This window comes from Streptomyces sp. NPDC031418 (assembly GCF_055581605.1).
In genome coordinates this window covers 68635-91420 of the sequence record NZ_JBVIJC010000005.1, presented here as the reverse complement: position 1 = coordinate 91420, position 22786 = coordinate 68635, and the positions used below count along the sequence as shown (strand labels likewise).

Annotated in this window: 15 protein-coding genes; 8 read left to right on the top strand and 7 right to left on the bottom strand. The window is 69.9% G+C overall.

Annotation, left to right across the window (positions count from 1 at the left end; translation table 11 throughout):
• Positions 1 to 63 precede the first annotated feature (63 nt).
• Positions 64 to 1845, top strand: coding sequence for a PucR family transcriptional regulator (locus ACZ5CZ_RS08130; RefSeq protein WP_468940327.1), 1782 nt, complete (start codon positions 64 to 66; stop codon positions 1843 to 1845).
• 119 nt (positions 1846 to 1964) lie between these two features.
• Here ACZ5CZ_RS08130 and ACZ5CZ_RS08125 read toward each other — a convergent pair whose 3' ends face one another.
• A complete protein-coding gene (locus ACZ5CZ_RS08125) occupies positions 1965 to 2123 on the bottom strand; it encodes a hypothetical protein (RefSeq protein WP_468940324.1) in 159 nt (52 codons plus the stop codon).
• Between the two features lie 108 nt (positions 2124 to 2231).
• Here ACZ5CZ_RS08125 and ACZ5CZ_RS08120 point away from each other — a divergent pair, with 108 nt between their 5' ends.
• From ACZ5CZ_RS08120 to mgtA, 5 genes are all read left to right on the top strand, one after another.
• Positions 2232 to 3350, top strand: a complete 1119-nt coding sequence (locus ACZ5CZ_RS08120; RefSeq protein ID WP_468940741.1) for a hypothetical protein — start codon at positions 2232 to 2234, stop codon at positions 3348 to 3350.
• Between the two features lie 418 nt (positions 3351 to 3768).
• Positions 3769 to 4812, top strand: a complete 1044-nt coding sequence (locus ACZ5CZ_RS08115; RefSeq protein WP_468940322.1) for a PP2C family protein-serine/threonine phosphatase — start codon at positions 3769 to 3771, stop codon at positions 4810 to 4812.
• Positions 4813 to 5075: 263 nt separating this feature from the next.
• A complete protein-coding gene (locus ACZ5CZ_RS08110; RefSeq protein ID WP_468940319.1) occupies positions 5076 to 7808 on the top strand; it encodes a SpoIIE family protein phosphatase in 2733 nt (910 codons plus the stop codon).
• A 489-nt stretch (positions 7809 to 8297) separates the two neighbouring features.
• The gene (locus tag ACZ5CZ_RS08105; RefSeq protein WP_468940317.1) at positions 8298 to 9290 is read left to right on the top strand and encodes a diacylglycerol/lipid kinase family protein; all 993 of its coding nucleotides are present in this window, start codon (positions 8298 to 8300) and stop codon (positions 9288 to 9290) included.
• Positions 9291 to 9506: 216 nt separating this feature from the next.
• Positions 9507 to 12260 (top strand): magnesium-translocating P-type ATPase, encoded by a 2754-nt coding sequence (gene mgtA, locus ACZ5CZ_RS08100; RefSeq protein WP_468940314.1) that lies wholly within the window; start codon positions 9507 to 9509, stop codon positions 12258 to 12260.
• On the opposite strand, the gene ACZ5CZ_RS08095 is transcribed toward mgtA, so the two are convergent.
• A complete protein-coding gene (locus ACZ5CZ_RS08095; RefSeq protein WP_468940311.1) occupies positions 12169 to 12846 on the bottom strand; it encodes an HdeD family acid-resistance protein in 678 nt (225 codons plus the stop codon). The two genes, mgtA and ACZ5CZ_RS08095, sit on opposite strands and share 92 nt — an antisense overlap.
• A gap of 238 nt (positions 12847 to 13084) precedes the next feature.
• On the opposite strand from ACZ5CZ_RS08095, the gene ACZ5CZ_RS08090 reads away from it, so the two are divergent.
• Positions 13085 to 14770 (top strand): ribonuclease J, encoded by a 1686-nt coding sequence (locus tag ACZ5CZ_RS08090; RefSeq protein ID WP_468940309.1) that lies wholly within the window; start codon positions 13085 to 13087, stop codon positions 14768 to 14770.
• A gap of 249 nt (positions 14771 to 15019) precedes the next feature.
• Here the strand turns inward: ACZ5CZ_RS08090 and ACZ5CZ_RS08085 are convergent, their stop codons facing one another.
• Positions 15020 to 15199: a hypothetical protein gene (locus ACZ5CZ_RS08085; protein WP_468940306.1), complete on the bottom strand. Its 180-nt coding sequence runs from the start codon at positions 15197 to 15199 to the stop codon at positions 15020 to 15022.
• Positions 15200 to 15439: 240 nt separating this feature from the next.
• On the opposite strand from ACZ5CZ_RS08085, the gene ACZ5CZ_RS08080 reads away from it, so the two are divergent.
• Positions 15440 to 16660, top strand: coding sequence for a metallophosphoesterase (locus tag ACZ5CZ_RS08080; RefSeq protein ID WP_468940303.1), 1221 nt, complete (start codon positions 15440 to 15442; stop codon positions 16658 to 16660).
• 63 nt (positions 16661 to 16723) lie between these two features.
• Here ACZ5CZ_RS08080 and ACZ5CZ_RS08075 read toward each other — a convergent pair whose 3' ends face one another.
• The 4 genes from ACZ5CZ_RS08075 to ACZ5CZ_RS08060 are packed head-to-tail and all read right to left on the bottom strand — an operon-like array spanning position 16724 to position 22449.
• The gene (locus ACZ5CZ_RS08075) at positions 16724 to 18403 is read right to left on the bottom strand and encodes an ABC transporter family substrate-binding protein (RefSeq protein ID WP_468940300.1); all 1680 of its coding nucleotides are present in this window, start codon (positions 18401 to 18403) and stop codon (positions 16724 to 16726) included.
• A 50-nt stretch (positions 18404 to 18453) separates the two neighbouring features.
• Positions 18454 to 20538 (bottom strand): dipeptide ABC transporter ATP-binding protein, encoded by a 2085-nt coding sequence (locus ACZ5CZ_RS08070; protein ID WP_468940298.1) that lies wholly within the window; start codon positions 20536 to 20538, stop codon positions 18454 to 18456.
• Positions 20535 to 21425 carry an ABC transporter permease gene (locus tag ACZ5CZ_RS08065; protein WP_468940738.1) on the bottom strand — a complete coding sequence of 297 codons (891 nt, stop codon included), beginning with the start codon at positions 21423 to 21425 and terminating at the stop codon, positions 20535 to 20537. Before ACZ5CZ_RS08065 ends, ACZ5CZ_RS08070 begins: the two co-directional genes overlap by 4 nt.
• A 40-nt stretch (positions 21426 to 21465) precedes the next feature.
• On the bottom strand, positions 21466 to 22449 hold the full coding sequence (locus tag ACZ5CZ_RS08060; RefSeq protein WP_385846312.1) for an ABC transporter permease: 984 nt from the start codon (positions 22447 to 22449) through the stop codon (positions 21466 to 21468).
• Positions 22450 to 22786: the final 337 nt, after the last annotated feature.

Here is a 22786-nt window from a genome sequence, read left to right as displayed (position 1 = left end):
GGTAGCCGGCCCGGGACCGGGTACGCGAATGCCGCTCACCTCGAAGGACGGGAGCGATCTCCCATGACCGGCAGTCGGGCGTACAGCCCGTACCACCGCTGCTCCGACCGGCAGGGCGGCCTTCCGCGGGGCAGCGCCGGGCGGCGCCCCACGGCCGCGCCCGGGCGGCCCCGCCTGCCCGCTCGTACCCCAGCCGCCCGTTCCCTCCTCGAACTGGTCGCGCTCTCCCGCGCCCAGTTCGACGCTCCGGACGAAGGCGAGATCCTTCGCCTGGCCATGGATCACATAGTCGCCGCGGGGCCGTACGGCGCCGAGGCCGGATATCTCAAGGTGGGCGACGACCTGGTCCCCAGCCCGTGGAACGGGCGAGCGCATGCCTTGACCCTGGACCGGAGGGTGCGGGAGCTGGCCGGGCAGGACGGCAACGTGACCGTAGCCGGCAGGCCCTGGGGCCGCGCCCTGGGGCTACGCGGACCCGGGGTCCTGCACGGCTACCTCGTGGTCACGTCCCGCTCCCGGCCCACCAAGGCCGAGCAGTCCCTGCTCGCCTTGCTCGTCCGGCACACCGCTGCTGCACTGTCGGTCGCCGTCGCACACCGCCGCCGACGCGAGGACGCGCTGGAGCTGCACCGGCTGAGGGAGGAACGCACAGCCCTCCAGCGGCAGCTGATCTCTGTGGCGGCTGAGCTGGGCTACGAGCGAGCCGTTCACGCTCTCCTGGCCGACGCCGCTGCCTCGGGTGGCGGCGAGGAAGCCGTCACCCGCGCACTGCACGGGCTCACAGGACTTCCCGCGCTGGTCGAGGACCGCTTCGGCCGGCTGAGGTCCTGGACCGGCCCCGGCCGCCCCGTCCCCTATCCCGAACCGGACCCCGTGCGCCAGGACGAAATGCTGCACGCAGTCGCCCGTCAGGCCGGACCGGTGCGGGTAAGGGACCGGCTGATCACCCTGATCCGCCCGCACGGCGAGATCCTGGGTGTGCTGGCCCTGGTCGACACCCGGGACGAGGCCGACGAGCACACCATCCTCGCGCTCGGACACGCCGCCACCTCGCTCACCCTGGAGCTGACGCACCTGCGCGATCTGGCCGAAGTGGAGCTGAGGCTGCACCGTGAGCTGGCCGACGACCTCCTGGCAGGGACGGACGAGCCGAGCGCCTACGCCCGGTCCGAGGCCGTCGGACACGACCTGCACGGCAGCCACTACATCGTCGTGGTGCAGTGGTCGAACCGGACCGCCGACGATGCCTTCGCGCAGACCGTGGGTCGGGCCGCCGCTGCGGTGGGCATGCGCTCCCTGCTGACCCACCGCTCCGACCACGTCGTCCTCATCACCGGCGACAGACCGCACGCCCGCGCGTTGTACGAGGTGCTCGCCCGAGAGCACGGGACACGGTCCGGGACGATCGGGGTGAGCGCCCCTTGCGACTCCGTGGACGACATCCCCCATCACTACCAGGAGGCGCAGCGCGCGCTGGACGTGCGCCGCCACTCCCGCGAGCGCTACGGCACGTCGTTCTTCGAGGAGCTGGGTCTCTACCGCATCCTGGGACCCGGCAGCGGTCACCGGGAACTGGAGACGTTCGTCCAGGAGTGGCTCGGGCAGCTCATCGACTACGACTCCCGGCACCACGCGACCATGGTGGAGACCCTGTCCCGGTACTTCGACTGCGGCGGCAACTACGACGAGACCGCCGACTCCCTCGCGATCCACCGCAGCACGCTGCGCTATCGGCTCCAGCGCATCCGCGACATCAGCGGCCACGACCTCGCGAACGTCGAGGACCGGCTGAACCTCCAGGTGGCGACCCGAGTGTGGAAGATCGTGCTGGGCGGACCCGGCTGATGCCTCACTGGAACTCTTGCGCGAGCATCGGCGGATGCGCAGCGGATATCGCGGCCTGAGCGAGGCGAACGCAGGGGCCGGACACCACCGACGGGTGACGTCCGAGCCCCGGCCCGGCGTCACAAGGCGATGACGTGGAGGTCGACCAGCTCGATCATCGCTCGCAGAGCCGAGCCGGGCGGCCGGGTCGTCGACGTGCCGAGATGCATGCTCCAGCGGAGCACGGTGTCGTGGCTCGGCCGGCGGCGCATCATCGTCCCGGCGTTGCTGGTCGGCAAGGCCCGATGGTATGGGCAGGGGCCAGCGTGTCAGGCGGTGTCGGCGTTATATCGGGGACATTCTGGGCACTGGTGAGCGCCGGGTCAGCCGACTGGAAAGGGCCGGTCATGCGGGAGTCATCGCAGGACGTTACGGTCGTGGCTCTTCTGGCGGATCCGGACACGCCGACGGAGATCGCGCAGCGCATGGCCCAGATGCTGCCTGCTCGGCTCGCCGACAGGTCAGGCCAGGGACGACGGTTCGACGTCGTGGTGGTCAGTGAGCCCTTCACCGCAGGGACCGAGGACCTGTCCACATTGACGCGCCGCATCATGGACCGCGGAAGTGAGGGGAACTGGGACATCGTCGTGGCCCTCACCGACCTTCCCGTGCACTCACATGGGCGCAAGCTTGTGGTGGATCTGAGTCACGAACACGGCTTGGCGCTGCTGTCTCTTCCCGCGCTGGGGGGCTTCCGGCTGCAGACCAGGGCCCGGCAGGCCGTGGAAGAAGCCGTCCTCAGCTTGGCGGGCCCGCAGGCCACTGGGCCTGAAGGGCCTCCGGGAAGTCAGCTGCGGGGGCCCTTCATCGGTCGTCTCGCGCCCGTCCATCCAGGCCGGATCGGTGAGGAGGAGATCGCCGATCAGCGGTACGTCGTCAGTGGGCCGCGCGGATACCTGAGGGTGCTCGGCGGTATGGTCCGCGCCAACCGGCCGTGGCGCTTGGTTCCGGGCTTGTCGAAAGCCCTGGCGGCCGCACTCGCCACGGGAGCAGTCGCCACCGTGAACTCCACCATCTGGAACCTGGCCACCTCCCTGAGCACGCCACGCCTGGTGATCGCCATGGTCGGGTCTGTCGCGCTCATGATCGGCTGGCTGATCGTGGACGCGAACCTGTGGCATCGAACGGATGAGGTCTCGCCGGAGGCCAGGAAGAGGGCGGCTCTCTACAACGCCTCGACGGTCGTGACCGTGGGTATCGGGGTGATCGTCTGCTACGCGGGTTTGGTGGTCATCAACCTGGTGTGGGCGCTGTTCATCCTCAACGACCGGCTGTTCGCTTCCACGACACGAACGCCGCTGCACCCCACGCAGTACTGGACGCTGTCCTGGTTCGTCGCGTCCGTCGCCACGGTGGGCGGTGCGCTGGGATCCGGCCTGGAGAGCGATGAGGCGATCCGGGCAGCCGCCTACTCCAAGCGTGAACAGGAGCGTCGCAGCGCGCTGCAGGACGACCGCGGTGACTAGCGGGTGAGCTTCCGAGAGTCAAGCTCGCCCTCACCTGCCAGGCCGCACTCCGCCTCGCGGCCATCCTCATCTGAACCCGGAACTGACCAAAGAGACAGAACCCAGGCCGACAGGCCGCCGGCGGCCACGACGAACCGCCCCGTCGGGATGGTTCTCGACGGGGCTCCGCCGCAGCACTCGCTGGCACGCCGCTGACGCCGACTGTGCGGCCCCGGGCTGCCCATCGCGGAAGGGCCGCTCACAGCCGGGAGGGCTGCACGGCGCGGTCCAGCGGCCGGTCGGCGCGCATGGGCGCCGATGCTCTCACGAACGAAGCCCGTTATGCCCCATTAAAATGATTTTTGTGATGAGGATAGGACGACCCCGGCGCCACCGCCCTTCATCCGATGCCCGACGCGAGATCGTCCTGCTGTCCCCCGTGATACTCACCGCCCTCATCACCGGCCTGGCCTTCGCCACTCCCAGGGAGATCGCCTTCAGCCGTCTCCTGCCTGCCGCACCCGCCCTGGCCGCTGCGATGTGGCCCGTGCTCCCGACGATCGCACTGGGGGCCTTCTGCCTGATGACCATGATCGGGCTGAGCCTCGTGTACTCCGATCTCGGAACGCCCTACACGGCGGCTGCGATCGTCGCGGTCACTTTGACGGCCGCATATACGAGTCATCTTCGACTCCAACGGGAGGAAACGCTCTTCCAGGTCCGGCTCGTCGCCGACGCAGCGCAGCAGGTGTTGCTGCGCCCGCTGCCGCGCCGTGTCCAAGGCCTCGATGTCGAGTCGCTGTATCTGGCGGCTCAGGAGCAGGCCCGGATCGGAGGCGACTTCTACGAGGTGGCCGACACGCCGTACGGGGTTCGGCTGCTCATCGGTGACGTGCGCGGCAAAGGGCTGTCGGCCGTGGGAGCCGCCTCGGCGGTCATCAACTGCTTCAGGGAGAACGCGTACGACCAGCCCGACCTGAAGGGCGTCATCCATCGGCTGGAGACGAGCATGAGGCGCTACAGCGTGGCCATCCTCGACCCGGATCAGCCTGAGCACTTCGCCACTGCTCTGATCGCCGAGATCCCCAGGGGCGGCGGACACGTCAAAATCCTCAATTGCGGACATCCTCCACCATTGGTGATGCACAGCGGCGAGATCCGCGTCCTTGAGCCGACCGTTCCCTCACCGCCCCTCAACCTCGCGGCCCTCCTGGGGGGCGACTACAACGTCGACACCGTCGCCTTCGCCTCCGGCGACCAGATGCTGCTCTACACCGACGGCGTGACGGAGACCCGGGACCGGGCCGGCGCGTTCTTCCCGCTACCGGAGTGGATGCGGCAACTCGGCCCGGCGACGCCCCGTGAGCTGCTGGACCGGCTTCACCGGGACCTACTCCATTACAGCGGCGGAAGGCTCGATGACGACATCGCGGCCGTCGCCGTCCGCTGTAGGCGTCCCGGGACCCCAGAGCGCACCGCGTAGGTGGCTGGAAGCCGTGTCACGGCTGCGTCCGCTCCCGGTGAGCAGGCGGGCATCTGCTCTCGACGCCCTGCTCCCGCTCAGCTCGTTCCTCCCTGCACCGACGCCCTCTGCCGCTGCGACCGGCAGCCGCGCGAGGGATTCGATCAGCGTCGGCTTGCCCACAGTGGTGTTATCAAGGGTGTATGGAGGCATTCTCCGGACGCTCTCTGAGCCCGGAACGTCATCCGCCCGTCGGACGCTCGCGCAAGGGCCGCGCTTCCCGGATGGACCTGCGCAGTGCGGCCGGTCAGGTGTTCCTCCTCCAGGTCGTCATCGTGGTCCTGCTGGTGGTGGCCGCGGTGGTGGGCATGGTGCTCCAGGCGGCGCGTGACGCTCTGCAGCAAGGACGACGGGAGTCGGTCATCGCGGCCCAGTCGTTCGCGAGTGCCCCCGGCGTGGCCGCGGCACTGCAGAGCCGGAACCCCTCAGCGGTGCTCCAACCGCGGGCCGAGGCGGCGCGCAAGCGCACAGGCATGGATTTCGTCGTCGTCATGAGCACGAAGGGGATTCGTTACACGTACCCCTATCCGCGGGAGATCGGGAAGAAGTTCGTCGGCGACATCGCACCGGCGCTGAAGGGCCGTACCGTCGTCGAGCAGGCCGGTGGGCCGCCTCTGCCCGCCGGCCAGGGGACGGACGTGCAGGCGGTGGTCCCGGTGACCGACTCGCGCGGCACGGTGGTCGGCCTGGTCTCCGCCGGAATCACGGTCAAGAACGTGGCGGGGCTGTGGCTGCCGCAGCTGTCGATCATCTTGGCCAGCGGCGTGGTCGCGCTGGCGCTGGCCATGACGGGAACGACGCTGGTGTCCCGGCGGCTGCGGCGGCAGACCTACGGCCTGACTCCGGTGGAGCTGGCACATTTGTACGAGCACCACGACGCGGTCCTGCACGCGGTACGGGAAGGGGTGCTGATCACGGGCGCCGACGGACGGCTGCTGTTGGCGAACGACGAGGCGACGCGGCTTCTCGGACTGCCGGCTGACGTGCGGGGGCGCTCGGTGCGGGAGCTGGGACTTTCGGAGTCGGTCACGAGCCTGCTGTCGTCGCGGGACGAGGTCACCGACGAGGTGCGGCGCGCGGGGGACCGACTGCTGGCGGTGAACAAGCGGCCGACGTACCCGCAGGGCGACCGGGGCGGCAGCGTGGTGACCCTCCGGGACACCACGGAGCTGGCGGAGATCTCGGGTCGGGCCGAGGTCGCGCGGGAGCGGCTGAGGCTGCTGTACGAGGCCGGGGTGCGGATCGGGACGACGCTGGATGTGAGACGTACGGCCCAGGAGCTGGCCGACGTGGCGGCGCCGCAGTTCGCCGACCTCGTGACCGTGGATCTGCTCGACGCGGTGCTGCGGGGGTGGGAGCCGACGGCGGAGGGCTGGCGGCATCTGCGCCGGGCGGCGATCGGGGGCGAACAGCGGATGATGCCGGTGTATCCGCTGGACGAAGTGATCGCGTTCTCGCCCGACACCCCGCAGATGCGGACGCTGCAGGAGGGGCGGGGGATGCTGGAGACGGACCTGCGCCGGTCACACGGCTGGCGGGAACAGGACCCGGAGCGCTCCCGGAAGGCCCTGGAGGGCGGGCTGCGGTCGCTGGTGGCCGTGCCGCTGCGGGCGCGGAACGTACCGCTGGGCGTGGCGAACTTCTACCGGACGGCGGATTCCCCTGCGTTCGAGCCGGAGGATCTCACCTTCGCGGAGGAACTGGCCGTACGGGCGGCGGTAGCCCTCGACAACGCCCGGAGGTTCACCCGGGAGCACGCGATGGCGGTGGCGCTGCAACGCAGTCTGCTGCCGCGTGGACAGCCGGAGCAGGACGCGCTGGAGGTGGCCTGGCGGTATCTGCCGTCGGAGGAGGGGGTGGGCGGGGACTGGTTCGACGTCATCCCGCTTCCGGGCGCGCGTGTGGCCCTGGTGATGGGGGACGTCGTCGGTCACGGGCTGCACGCGACGGCGACGATGGGTCGGCTGCGCACCGCTGTGCACAACTTCTCCACCCTGGACCTGCCCGTGGACGAGGTGCTCGGGAACCTGGACGACCTGGTCGTGCGCATGGACAACGAGAGGAACAGGGGTGATGCGGATGGCCACGAAGGGGAGGCGGTGACCGGAGCGACCTGTCTGTACGCGGTGTACGACCCGGTGGCGGGGACCTGCACCATGGCCCGTGCGGGACACCCGGAACCGGTGGTGGTGCGCCCCGACGGGACGGTCACCTGCCTCGGTGTGCCGGTCTCGGCACCCCTCGGTCTGGGCGGCTACCCCTTCGAGAGCGCAGAGGTGTCCCTGCCGGAGGGTTCACAACTGGTGCTGTACACCGACGGCCTGGTGGAGAACCGCGCCCACGACTTCGACGTCGGGATGGAGAGGCTGCGCCGGGCTTTGGACGGGTCCGGGAAACGCACTCCGGAGGAGACGTGTCAGGCGGTGATCGACGCGCTCAAGCCGTCACGCCCCTCCGACGACATCGCGCTGCTGACGGCACGTACCCGGATGTTCCCGCCCTCGCGCGTGGCCGAGTGGGACGTGCCGCCCGATCCGGCGGTGGTTCCCTCGGTGCGGGCGCGCTGCAGGGAGACGTTGTCGGAGTGGGGGCTGGAAGAGACCGGATTCGCCACGGAGCTGATCGTCAGCGAGTTGGTCACGAACGCGATCCGGTACGGCTCGCCGCCGATCGGCGTGCGGCTGTTGCACGGACGCTGTCTGATCTGCGAGGTCTCGGACGGCAGCGGTACCTCGCCGCGCCTGCGGCGGGCGGCGGCCACGGACGAAGGCGGGCGGGGGCTCTTTCTGGTGGCGCAGTTCGCGCAGCGATGGGGAACGCGGTACACGACCCGCGGCAAGGTCATCTGGACGGAGCAGCTTCTTCACGACGGCGAATCCGATGCCTCGGGCCTCGCACCGGTCGACTTCCTTCTCGACCAGTTCGACCTCGACCAGTTCGACGATCCCGGTTTGTGAGCCGACGTTGACCCCGAGCGCCATGGACAACGGCATGTCCGGCGCAACGAACCCCTTTGGCTTGACTCCGGGGACCGGCCTCACCCCCGACGACCTCGCCGAAGCCCCGCTCATCCGGCTCGGCGCAGCGGACGGCGACCGAGAGGGCGTCAGGAGGAGCGTTACCGCCCAGGAGCACCCGGGCGGGTTCGTCGGTCGGGCGGCAGGGTCGTAGCCCTGCGGCACCCGTCGCTGCAGCGCCTCGACCGTCCGGCGCGGTGGCGGGTGGACCAGGTACGTCCCAGGTGCGGATGCTCGGGCCCCGCTGCAAGCTGGTGCCGTAGGCCGCACCTGTCGAAGGAGTGTCATGGTGGCGGTGGCCGCACATGCGATCGCCGGAGCGTCGGCCCGGACGGGGCCGGCGCCGCCGGCTGCGGGTGTGATCGCGGCAGTCCTGTTGTCGCTCCTGAAGTGCGCCGGGCCGGTGCATGCGGCTTATCGGTACGTGCCGTGACCGAGAGCGCGTCGCGACCTGCGGCCGGCGTGCGACGGCCCTATCTGATCGTGAACCCGCGCTCAGGGGGAGGGAAAGCGAGCCGGTTCCGGATCGCGGAGCGCGCCCGTGCGTGCGGAGCTCAGGTTTTCCTGATCGATCATTCCCTGCCCCAGGACCTGGCGACTGTCGCGCGACGCGCCGTGCACGACGGTGCGGATCTGCTCGGGGTGGCCGGCGGAGACGGCACACAGGCACGTGTGGCCGAGGTGGCCGCAGCAAGCGGCCTGCCGTTCATGGTCGTTCCGGCGGGTACCCGCAACCACTTCGCGATGGATCTCGGCCTGGACCGTGACGACCCTTCAGCCGCGCTGGAGGCCCTCAGGGACGGCGTCGAGCTGCGCGTGGATCTCGGGTACGCAGGCGAGCGGGCATTCGTCAACAACGTGTCGTTCGGCGCGTATGCCGCCCTGGTGCAGGACCCGGCCTACCGGGAGGACAAGATCGGCACGATGGTACGGATCCTCCCGGAATTCCTGGCCCGCCACGAGGGTCCGGAGCTGCGGGTACGCGCAGGGCTGCTCACTGTGGACCGGCCTGATGCCGTGCTGGTGAGCAACAATCCCTACCAACTCGACGACCCGGCCGGGCTCGACAGGCGGGCGCGGCTCGACTCCGGGCTCCTGGGAGTACTGACCGCCAGGGCGGAGACGCCCACCGAAACCGCCGCCAGGCTGCGCAGCGGGCAGACGCACGGACTGACCCGGCTGGCCACACCCGATGACGTCGTCATCCACGCCGACGCCCCGGTCGTCCCCGTCGGGCTCGACGGCGAAGCCGTCACCCTGCGGACCCCCGTGCGGTGCCGGATCAGCCCCGGGACGCTGCGGGTGTGGGTGCCCCGCCATCGGCCGGGCGTCGCGCCCACCGGATGGCGACCGCCGGGATGGGCCGTCGTCCAGCGGGCGGCCTCACTCGTCGGACGGTCTCATGGCCGTCACGGCGACTGACCGGAGCGCGCTGCGTGGTGAGCAGCAGGTCCCGGCGACAGGGCCCGACGGCCCATGGGGGTGTGACCGGTGAAGGGTGGAGGGTGGGATGGTGAGGCGACTGCCAGATGATGCGGGCGCGGACCCGTTCTGCCGCCCGCTCAGCACTGTCAAACGTTCGTCGAGCCATGTGTGTTTCCCTGTGCTGGAGGGCACACGCCCGGGCGGTGGGCGCTGATGGCGACCACGGTCGGGGCGAGGCCGGTGGCCGCGGGGCGTGCCGTCTCGGCGGCCTCCCTGCCCACCGCGCAGGTGCTCCGTGATCTCCAGGTGCCCGAGGGCGGCCTGACGTCGGAGGAGGCGGCAACACGGCTGAAGCGCTGGGGCCCGAACGCCGTCCACTCCCACCGAGCTCGGGCGTGGCTGGTGCTGTGGCATCAGCTGCGGTCCCCGCTGCTCGGCCTGCTGCTGGCCGCGGCCGTCGTGTCGTACTTCGTCGGAGAACGCAGCGACGCCATGATCATCGCGGTGATCGTCGCGCTCTCCGTCGGCCTGGGTTTCGTCAACGAGTTCCGGGCGGAGAAGACCGCCCAGTCGCTGCACGCGAAGATCCGGCACCGCACGGTCGTACTGCGCGACGGGCGAGCACAGGAGGTCGAGGTCACCGCCCTGGCGCCGGGTGATGTGGTCGAACTGCGGCTCGGCGACATCGTGCCCGCGGATCTACGGCTGCTTCAGACAGCCGGGCTCGAGTGCAGCGAGTCGGTGCTGACCGGCGAGTCGTTGCCGGTCGCGAAGGACACCGCCCCGGTTCCGGCCGGCACGGCTCTGGCGGACCTGTCCGGCTGCGCCCTGATGGGCACGGTGGTGCACGCGGGAAGCGGCCGCGGTGTCGTGGTCGCCACCGGTGCCGAAGCCGAGTTCGGGAAGATCGCCGCCGGCCTGAGCGGACACCAGCTGGAGACCGAGTTCCAGGGCGGCCTGCGCCGCTTCTCCATGCTTCTGGTCTACGTCGCCGGGGCACTGACCACGTCGGTCTTCATCATCAACGTCGCACTGCACAAGCCGCTGATCGACGCCCTGCTGTTCTCCCTCGCCATCGCGGTCGGCATCACCCCGCAACTGCTGCCCGCGGTGGTCTCCACCAGCCTCGCCGCCGGCTCCCGGCGCATGAGCCGGCGCAAGGTGCTGGTCAAACGGCTGGTGTGCATCGAAGACCTCGGCGACGTCGATGTGCTGTTCACCGACAAGACCGGAACCCTCACCCAGGGACGCATCGACTTCATGCGGGCCGTACCGGTCCCCGGCACCCTGGCGGAGGAAGTGCTGCACCGGGGACTGCTGTGCACCGGATCGGACGTGGACGGCCAAGGCCGGCCGGTGGGCGGAAACCCGCTCGACGACGCCCTGTGGGACTCACCGGCCGCCGCCCAGCACCCTGTCCCCAGCGGCTGGAGACGGGCCGGCGTCCTGCCCTTCGACCATGAGCGGCGGATGGTCTCCGTCACCGTCACCGATCCCGCCGGTGACACCTTGCTCATCACCAAGGGCGCTCCGGAGACGGTACTGGAACGCTGCACGGAGGTTCCCCAGCCGGTCCGCGAGGCGCTGGACGCGGAGTTCGCCGCCGGGAACCGGGTGGTCGCGGTGGCGACCCGGCCCGCCCACCCCGCCACCGCACTCAGTGCCGCCGACGAGCGGGGCCTCCGCCTGGCCGGCCTGCTGGTCTTCCGCGACCCGCCCAAACCCGACGCGGCCGAGGCTCTGAGGCAGCTGGACAGGCTCGGCATCAAGACGAAGATCGTCACCGGGGACAACCCCACGGTCGCCGCCAAGGTCTGCCACGACCTGGGGCTGACCGACGCCACCGTGCTGACCGGGAACGACCTGGACGCCATGGACGACGAGCGGCTCACCGCCGCCATCCGCGACACCACCGTCTTCGCCCGGGTCAGCCCCGAGCACAAGGCCCGCATCGTGCGGATCCAGCGGAAGACCGGCGGCGACGTCGCCTTCCTCGGCGACGGCGTCAACGACGCCCTCGCGCTGCACGCCGCCGACGTGGGCATCTCGGTGGACTCGGCCACCGACGTGGCCAAGGACGCGGCCGACGTGATCCTGCTGGACAAGGACCTCGGGGTTCTGGCGGACGGGGTCGCCGAGGGACGACGCATCTTCGCCAACACGATCAAGTACGTCCTGATGGGCACGTCCAGCAATTTCGGCAACATGTTCAGTGCGGCCGGAGCCTCGCTGTTCCTGCCCTTCCTGCCGATGCTGCCGTCCCAGATCCTGCTCAACAACCTGTTGTACGACACCAGTCAGCTCGCCATCCCCACCGACGAGGTCGACGAGGAGCAGGTGCGGCGGCCCGCTCACTGGGACATTGCCTTCATCCGGCGGTTCATGATCTGTTTCGGACCGATCAGTTCACTGTTCGACTTCGTCACGTTCGCCGTGATGCTGGGCGTCTTCCACGCGGACGCCGCCCAGTTCCACACCGGCTGGTTCGTGGAGTCACTCGCCACGCAGACCCTGGTGATCTTCGCCATCCGCACCCGCCGCATTCCGTTCTGGCGCAGTCGCCCCAGTCTGCCTCTGACGCTGACCGCGCTGGGAGTCGTCGCGCTCGGCGCCGCCCTGCCGGCCACTCCCCTGGCCCACGTCCTGGGCTTCCAACCACTGCCGACCGTCTTCCTCGCCACCGTGGCCGCCATGGTCGCCGTCTACCTGCTCCTCGTAGAGCTCGGCAAGCGGATCTTCTACCGGACCACGGGTCCACGGGATCGCCCCGCACCCGCTCCCGGCCACCGGCACTTGCGCCGCCGTGCAGCAAGGTTCAGCACCGTCACCCGCCTGCCGCACCGGCGAGGCCTCCGCCGTCCGCCGGTGAAGGGTCTCAGTGCTGTGGGTGCGCACGTGGGTGGAACAGAGGGCGCCTCTGGGTGGTCGGGCCGGAAGCGAGATGGCCGATCTCGACGCGTGTCCTGATGGCGCGGACCACCTCGGTCAGGCCCACAACTATGGCCATGACGCCCACCACCAGCGTGAGTGTCGCGATGGATGCGAACGGCATGACGATCATCACGATGCCGGCCATGGTGCCGATGATGCCGAAGGCCACGTGCCAGCCGCGCCCCGGCATGGTCCGGTCAGAGGCTGCGGCAACCGTCTCCAGCATGCCCCGCATGAGCCAGCTGAAGCCGATCCACAGGGCGAGCAGAAAGATCGACTCGAGGGTGCCCTTGAAGCAGATCAGTCCCAACAGGATGGAGGCAGCACCGGTGACGAAGTGCAGTACGCGAAGATGCCGGGGGACGTGGGTGCCGAAGGCGGCGGCGAGTTGGAAGACACCAGTGGCAAGCAGGTAGACGCCGAAGAGCACGCCGACGACACGAAGCGTCGCACCGGGCCAGACCAGCGCGACGACGCCCAGGGCGATGGTGGCGAGGCCCATGGTGAGCAAGAGCTGCCAGCCCAGGTTCGCCAGTGCTGTCATGCCTTCGGTCAGGGCGCCCTCCTGCGGCTCGGTGCCGTGTGGGGAATCGGGGCCGGAGGATTGTGAAGGAGCTGTCATCGCACCTGCCTCCTTCTCGGAGCAGCGTCGTCGCATCCATCTGTTCCATTCCATCGTCACCCGATCAGCCTCGTGTTGCCCGCTGGAGAGGGCGGGGGCGGGGCGCACAAGGTCCAGCACGAGCTGAGCGCCCTGCTGCGCCGGGACCAGGCCCCGGAGGGGCGGGTGCGTGTCGAGCGCTCGTTGCATCACACACGCAATGGATCATCCCGTCCCGCTTTCCGGGTACCGTCAGGGTATGAGTCATCCGCACCCCGAACTGAAAGCCGCCCCGCCCCTTCCCGAAGGAGGGCTGCGGGTCATCGCCCTGGGCGGCCTGGGTGAGATCGGCCGCAACATGACCGTCTTCGAGCACGCGGGCAAGCTGCTCATCGTCGACTGCGGCGTGCTGTTCCCCGAGGAGACCCAGCCCGGCGTGGACGTGATCCTGCCGGACTTCACCTCGATCCGGGACCGGCTGGACGACATCGTGGCCGTGGTCCTCACCCACGGCCACGAGGACCACATCGGCGGCGTGCCGTACCTGCTGCGCGAGCGGTCCGACATCCCCGTCGTCGGCTCCAAGCTGACGCTGGCGTTCCTGGAGGCCAAGCTCAAGGAACACGGCATCCGGCCGCGCACGGTGCGGGTGCGGGAGGGCGACCGCCGTGGCTTCGGGCCCTTCGACTGCGAGTTCGTGGCGGTCAACCACTCCATCCCCGACAGCCTCGCGGTCGCGATCCGCACCCGGGCCGGGATGGTGCTGCACACCGGCGACTTCAAGATGGACCAGTTCCCCCTCGACGACCGCATCACCGATCTGCGCGCCTTCGCCCGCCTCGGCGAGGAGGGCGTGGACCTGTTCCTCACTGACTCCACCAACGCCGAAGTACCCGGCTTCACCACCTCCGAGCGAGAGCTGAACCCAGCGATCGAGCAGGTGATGCGGACCGCGCCGCGCCGGGTCATCGTCTCCAGCTTCGCCAGCCACGTGCACCGCATCCAGCAGGTCCTGGACGCCGCCCACCAGCACGGCCGCAAGGTCGCCTTCGTCGGCCGGTCGATGGTGCGCAACATGGGCATCGCCCGGGACCTGGGGTATCTGAAGGTCCCCTCCGGTCTGGTCGTGAGCACGAAGGAGCTGGAGAAGCTCCCGGACCACAAGATCACTCTGGTGTGCACCGGCTCCCAGGGCGAACCGATGGCCGCGCTGTCACGGATGGCCAACCGCGACCACCTGATCCGCATCGGCAAGGGCGACACCGTCCTGCTCGCCAGCTCCCTCATCCCCGGCAACGAGAACGCCATCTACCGGGTGATCAACGGACTCACCCGGTGGGGCGCCCACGTGGTCCACAAGGGCAATGCCAAGGTGCACGTCTCCGGGCACGCCAGCGCCGGCGAACTCGTCTACTGCTACAACATCGTCAAACCCCGCAACGTCATGCCCGTGCACGGCGAATGGCGACACCTGCGGGCCAACGCCGACCTCGCCATCCGCACCGGTGTCGACCCCGACCGGGTCGTCATCGCCGAGGACGGCGTCGTCGTCGACCTGATCGACGGACGCGCATCCATCACCGGCAAGGTCCCCGCCGGCAACGTCTACGTGGACGGCATGGAAGTCGGCGGCGCCACTGAAGCATCGCTCAAGGACCGCCTCACCCTCGCCGCCGAAGGCGTGGTCACGGTGGTGGCGATCGTCGACGCGGACACCGGCGCCCTCGCCGAGGCTCCCGACTTCCTGGCCCGCGGCTTCGTCCACGACGACGCCACCTTCGAGCCGGTCATCCCCGTCATCGAGAAGACCCTGGCCGCCGCGGCCGAGGAAGGCGTCGGAGACGCCCGCCAACTCGAACAACTCATCGCCCGCGCCGTGGCGAACTGGGCGTTCCGCACCTACCGCCGCAAGCCCCTCATCATCCCCGTCATCATCGACGCCTGAGCCAGTGGGTCCGCTTCGGCCGATTGCACCACGTGGACCGGCCCGTACGGATTCACGGACGCGGCGGGAGATCTGTTTGGAGGTGCTCGGGCCGGCCGGTTCCACCTGGTCGGGCACCACACCGGCCGGTGATCGCCGTGGAGCCGGCCGCCCGCTTCAGGCGACGCGGCCGCTACCGGACGGAGGGCCACAAAGCGGTACTCCGCTACGCCGTGGAACCCCGCCTGCCGCAGATCCCCTCCGTGATGATCAGCCCGGCGCCGGCGCGCTGCGCGTCCCGGTGACACGCAGCCGCGCGTACGGACCCAGTGCGGAGCCGACCGAGCTGATGGCGAGATCCACCAGACGATCGAGGACTTCGCGACCGCCGCTCGCAACGCGATCGAGGCAGTGGTGGCCGTCGGCCTCGATCACCGCGTCGTCGCCCACCTCCCGCACCCGCACGTCCCGCAGCCGGCCGTACGCGCGGGGAAACGCGAGCGGGCCGGGGGGCAAACTCCTCAAGAGCCGTATCCGGGAACAGGTGCGGTGGGGTGCCTCGCTGCGATGACGCGCCTTCGCTGAATTACCCGACCGCACGTCCGTCATCACGACGCGAGGACCCTGTGCGACGGACACGGACTACGCTCATGACAGCTGTCGCACGGCAGCCTGGTCAGGAGGGGAAGCGTGACCGACACCAGCAGCACCCGGCCCGCCGAGGGTGAGACACGAGACCTGCGGCCGAGCCGGCTGCACCGCCTGATGCGCTACCTCCCCGTGATCGCCCCCGTCCTGCTGTGGGCCGTGCCCTGCTGGGTGCTGCTGTACGGCGGCCAGCACTGGCCGCTGCCCGTCACACTGGCCGGCACCGCGCTGTTCGTCCTCGGCCTCATCGGGATGCCGCTCGCGATGGTGCGCGGCCACGGCCCGCGCCAGCAGGACCGGGCGGCGATCGTCGGTGACACCCTGCTGGGCGCCGGCTGGGTGCTGTTCACCTGGTCCGTTCTGCTCGGCCTCTTCCTGCGGCTCGCCCTGAGCGTGGCCGGCGTCGGGGACGGTCAGGGCCGGGCCCGGATCGTGACGTGGGCCGTCCTCGGTGTGACCGCCGTCCTGCTCGCCTGGGGGTACGCCGAGGCCCGCCGCGTGCCGCGGGTGCGCCGGCTCGACGTGCAGCTCCCGCGGCTGGGTGCCGGGCTGGACGGCCTCCGTGTCGTCCTGATCACCGACACCCACTACGGCCCGCTCGACCGTGCCCGCTGGTCGGCGCGGGTGTGCGAGACGGTGAACACCCTGGAGGCCGACCTGGTCTGCCACACCGGCGACATCGCGGACGGCACGGCCGACCGCCGCCGCGCCCAGGCGGCCCCCCTCGGGACCGTGCGGGCCACTCGTGCCCGGGTGTACGTCACCGGCAACCACGAGTACTACAGCGAGGCCCAGGGCTGGGTCGACCTGATGGACGAGCTGGGCTGGGAGCCGCTGCGCAACCGCCATCTGCTGCTCGAACGCGGGGGCGACACCCTCGTGGTCGCCGGGGTGGACGACGTCACCGCCGAGTCCTCCGGCCTGGCAGGCCACCGTGCCCATCTCGCCGGAGCCCTGGACGGCGCCGATCCCGGCCTGCCCGTCCTGCTCCTGGCACACCAGCCGAAGTTCGTCGACCGGGCGGCAGCCGCCGGCGTCGACCTCCAGCTCTCCGGCCACACCCACGGCGGCCAGATCTGGCCCTTCCACCACCTGGTCGGCATCGACCAGCCCGTCCTCGCCGGCCTCAGCCGCCACGGCACCCGGACCCTGCTCTACACCAGCAGGGGCACCGGCTTCTGGGGCCCGCCCTTCCGCGTCTTCGCCCCCAGCGAGATCACCCTGCTCGTGCTCCGCTCCCCGCAGCTTCCGACCTCGCCGTAGCGGCCGGTACGTCCTTTCGGGGAGCGCGGCCGGCCACCGTGGGCGCGGCCGTCCTGCGGGTGGTCACTTCTCCCAGCCGACCGTCTCCGGGAGCGGGTTGTAGAAGATGGTCGCGCCGACGTTGGCGAGGCCCTTCTTCACGCCGTAGGTCGAGGGGCCGCTGAACAGCGGGAGGAAGGCGTACTGCCGGAGTGCCTTGCGCTCGACCTGGTTGGCCGCCGCGGCCTGCTTGCCGAGGTCGGCGATCCGGCCGGTGGCCCGGATCTCCTTGTCCAGCGCGGGCGAACCCGCACCGGTGATGTTGGAGTCGCGGTCGGAGCAGTAGAAGTCGCACAGGTAGCGGGCGCCGAACGGGTCCATCGAGCGGTTGCCCGACAGGAACAGATCGAACCTGCGGTCGCTGAGGATCTTGGAGAAGTCCGCCTCGTCGGCCTTCCTGATGTCGAGGCGGACGCCCACCGGCTTCAGCATCGCCGCGAAGGCGCCGGCGGTCGCCTTGTCCAGCGGGTCGTCACCCAGGAGCGTGTAGCCGACTTCGAGCTTCCTGCCGTTCTTCACGCGTACACCGTCGCCAGCGGGCTTCCAGCCCGCTGCGTCGAGTGCCTTGCGTGCCGCGTCCGGCGCGTACTTCAGCACGGCCGAGACGTTGTCCTGGTAGCCCTTCTGGAAGCTGTACAGGATGGCGGAGCCGGGCAGCGGCTCCTTGTAGTCCAGGCCCTGGAACCGGATCCTGGCGATCTGTGTGCGGTCGATGCTCTCCTCGATGGCCTTGCGTACGGCCGGGTCGGCGAGCACCGGGGACTTGGTGTTGAAGTACAGCGAGTACTCGAAGGGGCTTCCGCCGCTGCGGATCTCCGTGCCCTTGAGCCCCTTGATCTGCTTGAGGCTTTCCGCGTCGACCGCGGAGACGTAGTCGAGCTGCCCGTTCTTGAAGGCGTTGACCGCCGCGGTCGATTCCAGGTTGACGTAGACGCGCCGGTCGAGCTTGCCCTTCCTGCCCCACCACTTCGGATTGCGGACGAACGTGATGTCGCCCGAGTGGGTGTCCCACGTGCCGACGGTGTACGGCCCCACACCCCACTCCGGGTGGGCCTTCTTGACGTAGGCGTTGTTGAAGTTCCGGACCGTTGCGGCCTTGGGATGCAGAAAGGTGGTGAACAGGCTCGACCAGGCGGGGTTCACTCCCTTGAAGGTGATCACGGCCTGCTTGGCGTTCCGGCCCTTCTCGACCGAGGTGATCTGGTCGTAGCCGTCCGTGGAGGAGGCGGCGTACGCCGGGTTGGAACCGTTGTTGGCCTGCCAGGTGGCTTTGATCGCGGTCCAGTCGACGGGAGTGCCGTCGTTGAAGACGGCCTTGGGGTTGATGGTGAGCGTGACCTTCTGGTTGCCGCCCTCCACGGAGACCTTCACATCGCTGAAGTAGTCCGGGTTGTACTGCACCTCGCCGGTCGGCGAGTAGGTGATCGCGTCGGCGTTGTACCAGGACCATACGCGGGACGCGGTCAGCGTGGAGTTGACGTTGAACGGGTTGCCCTGGTCGTCGAAGGTCCCGACCGTGGTGTACGTGCCGCCGTCCTTGATCCGGTCGTACGGCGTGGGGTTGTAGTCGGCGACGGACGACGCGGCCGAGGGGGCGTTCTTCGCGTCCGACTGCGCGGAGTTCCCCGACGAGGACTGGCACGCGGTGGCGGTGACGGAGACGGCGGCGATCAGGGCGACGGGCAGGGCCAGTCTCGTGCGCATGGTGGAAGGTTCCTTAGAGGTCGGTGAGGGACAAGGTCGCGGGCCGGTGTTCAGACGCCGTGGCAGGCGTACTGATGGCCGGGGGACCCGGCCGCGGAGGTCGGCACGGGGGGCTGGGTGCGGCAGCGGTTCTGCAGTTCCTCGCCGGCCAGCCGGTACAGCGGGCAGCGGTCGACGAAGACACAGCCCGCGGGCATGCGCGCGGCGTTCGGCTGCTCTCCCGTCAGCACGACGCGTTCGCGGGTGCGTTCGCGCCCGGGGTCGGGGATCGGGATCGCCGACAGCAGCGCCCGGGTGTACGGGTGCTTCGGATCGGAGAAGATCGTCTCGGTGTCTCCGCTCTCGACGATGTGCCCCAGGTACATCACCGAGATGCGATCGGAGATGTACCGGATCACGGCCAGATCGTGGGCGACCACGAGGTAGGCGAGGCCGAGTTCGCGCTTGAGCCGCGCCAGCAGGTTGATCACTCCGGCCTGCACGGAGACGTCCAGGGCGGAGAGCGGCTCGTCGAGCGCGAGCAGCTTCGGCTCCGTCGCGAGGGCGCGGGCGATGCCGACGCGTTGGCGTTGGCCTCCGGAGAGTGCGGCCGGGAAGCGGTCGCCCACCGAGTCGTCCAGCCCCACCAGGGCCAGCAGTTCGTGGACCCGTGCGCGTATCGCCTCGCGGTCGCGCCCGATCGCTCGCAGGGGTTCGGCCAGCGAGTGGAAGACGGGCATCCGGGGGTCCAGGGCCCCCAGGGGGTCCTGCATGACGATCTGTACGTCCTGCCGCAGCTCCCGTCGGCGCGTCCCGGTTGCGTCGGTGCCGACGTCGATGCCGGCGACCTCGATCCGGCCGCCTTCGGGCCGTCTGAGCCGGAGGATCTCCATCAGGGTGGTGGTCTTGCCGCTGCCGGACTCCCCGACCAGGCCGAGCGTCTCCCCGGCGCGCAGTTCGAAGCTGACCTTATTGACGGCGTGCAGCGTGCCGACCCGGCGCTTGAGGAGGGCGCCCTTGGTGACGGGGAAGGTCTTGACGAGGTCCTCGACACGTAGCACCACCTCGCCGGCCCCGGCACCACGCGGGGGTGCGGGCGGGTCGACGGGCGCGACATCGCCCGCCGGGTCCAGGGATCCGTCGGCGATCTCGGTGGCGCGGAGGCAGGCCACGTCTCCGTGCCTGGTGACATGGCGCAGCTCCGGTTCGTCGGAGCGGCAGGCGTCGAGGGCGACGGCACAGCGGGGGGCGAAGGGGCAGCCGGCCGGGAGGTCGACCAGGGCGGGGGGCTCTCCGCCGATGGGCACCAGGGGGCGGCGGGAGCCGCCGTCGACGGTCGGCACGGCGGCCAGCAGCCGGGCGGTGTACGGCATGGCCGGCCGGCGGAAGAGTTCCTCGACGCCCGCGTGTTCCACGAACCGGCCGGCGTACATGACGGCGACGTCGTCCGCGTGGCCTGCGACGACCCCGAGGTCGTGCGTGATCAGGACGAGACCGGCGCCCGTCTCCCGCTGTGCCAGCCGCAGCACGTCGAGGATCTGGGCCTGCACGGTGACGTCGAGTGCGGTGGTGGGTTCGTCGGCGACGAGCACGGACGGCCGGTTGGCGATGGCCATGGCGATGACCACGCGTTGGCGCATGCCTCCGGAGAACTCGTGCGGGAAGGCGGCGGCCCGGTTGCGCGGGTCGGGGATGCCGACGAGATCGAGCAGCTGCACGGCCTGTTCCCAGGCCGCCCGCCTGGTCAGGTCCTGATGGACGCGCAGGGCGTCGGAGAGCAGCCTGCCCACCGAGAAGATCGGCGTGAGGGCGGACAAGGGGTCCTGGAAGACCATGCCGATGGAGTTGCCGCGGATCTTGGACAGTGCCCGGTCGTCGAGGCCGATGAGGTTCTGTCCGCCGAGCAGCACCTGGCCGCGCAGGTCGGCGGTGGGCGGCAGCAGGCCCATGACGCCCATCGCGGTGGCCGACTTGCCCGAGCCGGATTCGCCGACGATACAGAGGGTCCGGCCGGGCAGCAGGTCGAAGCTCACGCCGCGCACCGCCTCGACGGTGCCCGCCTCGGAGGGGAAGGAGATCCGCAGATCCCGCACGGAGAGGACGGGAGTCGCGTCGGCCGGTGCTGCCGGGGCGGGCAGCGGGGTGGCGAGGGTCATCGTCGGCCTCCTGCCGAGCCGGTCACCGAGGTGGGGTCGAGGGCGTCGCGCAAGCCGTCGCCGATGAAGGTCATCGACACGGTGAGCAGGACGACCAGACCGGCGGGGAAGGCGAAGAGCCAGGGGGCGCTCGTGACGGTGGTCGCGCCGTCCGCGAGCATCGTGCCGAGGGAGACGTCCGGGGTCTGGACGCCGAACCCGAGGAAGGAGAGGGCGGTTTCGCTGAGCACGGTCGCCACGACCCCGAGCGTCAGGTTGACGATCAGCAGGGAGCCGAGGTTGGGGATGATGTGCCGGAAGATGATCCGCAGCGGACCGACCCCCATGAACTCGGCCGCCTTCACATAGTCCCGTTCGCGCAGTGAGGTCGAGACGGACCAGATCACCCGGGCCGTGGACATCCAGCCGAACACGGTCAGCACGACGATGAGGACCCGCCAGTCGCCGGCCAGCCGGTGGGAGACCAGTGCGAGGATGAGGAACGAGGGCACGATCAGCAGGAAGTGGATGACGGCGAGGGTCACTCGCTCGACCCGGCCCCCGAAGTACGCGGCGCCGGAGCCGATGATCGCGGCAAGGACAATGGTCAGGACCGACACGGTCACGGCGATCGTCAGGGAGCGCTGGAGCCCGTGCACGGCACAGGCGTAGATGTCGTTGCCTCCCTGGTTGGTGCCGAACCAGTGGAGGCTGCTCGGAGGCTGGGTGAGGGCGGCGAAGTCGGTGTCGGTGTAGGCGTAGGAGGTGAACCGGCCGCCGAAGGCTGCGAACAGCACCAGCAGCGCGAAGATCGCCACTCCGACGACGGCGAGGCGGTTGCGCAGGAAGCGGCGCAGATAGAGCCGGCCGAGGCCGAGGTTCGAACGCTTCCGCGCGGTGGTGGCGATGTGCTCCGCGACCGGACGGGAAGGGGCATCGGTGCTCACGTCAGCTCACCCGCACTCTCGGGTCGAGGAAGACCGTGGCGATGTCCGCGAGGATCGCGCCGATCGCGGTCAGAGCCGCGGCGAAGGCGGCCGTCGCGACCGCGCCGTGTACGTCGTTCTTGCTGATGGTCTGGATGAAGTAGCGGCCCATGCCGTTCCAGCCGAAGACCGTCTCCGTGATGACGGCACCGGTGAAGATGGCCGGGACACTGAACGCCACGGACGCGGCCGTCGGGATGAGCGCGGCCCGCAACGCGTGCCTGCGGATGGCCTGGGCGCGGGTGAGGCCGGTGGCCTGGGCGGTCCGCACGAAGTCGGCGTGGAGGGTGTCGAGCAGGAGCGAACGCTGCGTCAGGTGATAGCCGACGTAGCCGATCAGCGTGAGCGTCAGCGTCGGCAGGATCAGGTGCAGCAGGCGGTCACCGATCGTGGGGAGCAGTCCTTCGACGCCCGGCGAGTTCTCCCCCGCGACATAGAGGAAGTGCAGCCCGGCGTGCTGGTTCAGCCAGATGGCGACGAAGACCACGACGAGGGCGGCGACGGAGGTGGGGACGTTGAACACCACGATGGACACGGCCTGCGAGATCCGGTCGGCCCAGCCGTACTGCCGTGCGGCGGTGTAGACACCGAGCGCGACGCCGAGCACGACGGACAGCACGGTCGCGATGACGACCAACTCCGCGCTGATGAGCGCCCGGTAGCCCACTTCGCCGTTGACGGAGACGCCGGTGGGGGACTTTCCCCAGTCGAAGCGCAGGACGACCGAGGTCAGCCAGTCCCACCAGCGGTGCGCCAGCGGGACCCTGGGGTCCAGGTTGTACGGCGCGAGGGCGCGGTCGATCTGTGCCTCGCTGCGGACGGGCCGCAGTTCCTTGAAGTTCGACCGCGGGTCGAGGAACCAACTGGCCAGGAAGTAGGTGGCGTTCGTCGCGACCACGATCATCAGGAGCCAGCCGACCGCCTTGCGCATCACATAGCGGGCCACGCGCGGCACCTCCTCGCCCCACACGAGATGTGTGCTTCCGGAGCACCGAGGAGACAGGTCGAATACATGCGCGGTGAGGCTTTCTGGGGCTGTGAAGAGGACGTGGAGATGTACACGTCAGCTTGGTCCGCGGTGTGGCGCGGCACCAGGTTTTGCCTGGCGACGCCATAAAGTCGTCATGTTGCCGTAGCACACAGTCCGGCATACGGAGCGATTCGGATGCCGTGCCAGGCGGGCGCGGCCGGTTCGGCGAACATCCCGCCCGCCCGATGTCTCACATGATGGGAGGCCGGACGGCGGATGCTCCCACCGTCCCGCTGAAAGCCCAGGCCAGCGA

Coding starts and splice junctions, on each gene's coding strand:
- ACZ5CZ_RS08130 (WP_468940327.1), top strand. CDS start 64: ATGACCGGCAGTCGGGCGTACAGCCCGTACCACCGCTGCTCCGACCGG.
- ACZ5CZ_RS08120 (WP_468940741.1), top strand. CDS start 2,232: ATGCGGGAGTCATCGCAGGACGTTACGGTCGTGGCTCTTCTGGCGGAT.
- ACZ5CZ_RS08110 (WP_468940319.1), top strand. CDS start 5,076: ATGGACCTGCGCAGTGCGGCCGGTCAGGTGTTCCTCCTCCAGGTCGTC.
- mgtA (WP_468940314.1), top strand. CDS start 9,507: ATGGCGACCACGGTCGGGGCGAGGCCGGTGGCCGCGGGGCGTGCCGTC.
- ACZ5CZ_RS08095 (WP_468940311.1), bottom strand. CDS start 12,846: ATGACAGCTCCTTCACAATCCTCCGGCCCCGATTCCCCACACGGCACC.
- ACZ5CZ_RS08090 (WP_468940309.1), top strand. CDS start 13,085: ATGAGTCATCCGCACCCCGAACTGAAAGCCGCCCCGCCCCTTCCCGAA.
- ACZ5CZ_RS08075 (WP_468940300.1), bottom strand. CDS start 18,403: ATGCGCACGAGACTGGCCCTGCCCGTCGCCCTGATCGCCGCCGTCTCC.
- ACZ5CZ_RS08070 (WP_468940298.1), bottom strand. CDS start 20,538: ATGACCCTCGCCACCCCGCTGCCCGCCCCGGCAGCACCGGCCGACGCG.